At 43.5% G+C, this 1,062-nt stretch carries 2 protein-coding genes; one reads left to right on the forward strand and one right to left on the reverse strand.

Going from position 1 to position 1,062, the window contains the following annotated elements:
* Window positions 1-492: PAS domain S-box protein (locus tag K8S15_13500; protein MCD4777051.1), on the reverse strand; the 492-nt coding region annotated here is incomplete at its 3' end.
* Between the two features lie 281 nt (window positions 493-773).
* Between K8S15_13500 and K8S15_13505 the strand changes: the two genes are divergently transcribed.
* Window positions 774-962 carry an AbrB/MazE/SpoVT family DNA-binding domain-containing protein gene (locus K8S15_13505; GenBank protein ID MCD4777052.1) on the forward strand — a complete coding sequence of 63 codons (189 nt, stop codon included), beginning with the start codon at window positions 774-776 and terminating at the stop codon, window positions 960-962.
* Window positions 963-1,062: the final 100 nt, after the last annotated feature.

Here is a 1,062-nt window from a genome sequence, read left to right on the forward strand (position 1 = left end):
CGCTTTCTCGGCCTGCCTGCGTGCGGTGATATCCCTGGAAATACCATGAATCCCGATAATTTTACCCTTCTCATCACGTATCCATCTCACATGATTCTCAAGCCAGAGGGTGCCGCCGCTTTTCATGTAATATTCAGTCATGGCGGTAATGGAGCGCTCCCGGTCTTTCGATCTTAATTTATCCTTGATGTATTCCTTATTCAACAGTTTTTTAATCGATTTTAAGGACTCGGGTGTTACCATTTCTTCAGGGGATTGATTCTTTCTTTCCTCGGGCGTGAATCCCAATACGTTCTCGATTGAGGGACTGACATAGGTGGTATTGAAATCCATATCCACAGTCCAGATGATATCGGACATGCTTTCGGTAAGGAATCTGAACATGGCTTCGCTTTCCCGCAGAGCCTCCAATTCATGCCTGTTCTCGGATTCAGCATTCTCCAATTCCCGAATCCGCTGCTCCAGTTCCTCGCGCGCAGGCTTTTCAGGCATGATTCCTCTTACTATTTATTGAATATTCTTATTTTTAAAAGTAAATCCCGGTAGTATTACTTAGAATATCACTCATACCGCTGCAGGTCAAGCTATACTATGGGTTCTCTGGTATGCTGTTCGCAAATGGCTTACATTATTTGCTACTCACGGGGAAAGCGAGAATCGCAGGTATAGATTATCATCCGGCATTATTATCGTAGAGTTCCTGAGATTAATACTCAGCATTTCTTTTGCTATTGGCATGATACCAATATATGTTTGCGCGAAAGGGAGAAATCATGAAAATAGATCTGGATGATGTCGCGTATGTCGGAGAGACTTCTGTAACCATAAGGCAGAGCAGGAGAAGAATTACCATTCCGAAGGAGATAATCGACAGGCTGGATATTAAGGACGGAGACAAAGTACGCTGGGTGCTTTTCAACGATGGAAGGCTGTGTATTTCCAGCGTAAAGGATACCTCTTAACCATCTGTTACGGTATAAATCAATTCATGATTTAGATACTATTCAAAAGGAGAATCATAGATGAAGAACGGTTTTGTCTTCGCGGCTCATGGCGGGTGCG

The organism is Candidatus Aegiribacteria sp. (genome assembly GCA_021108005.1).
GTDB lineage: Bacteria > Fermentibacterota > Fermentibacteria > Fermentibacterales > JCC-6 > Aegiribacteria.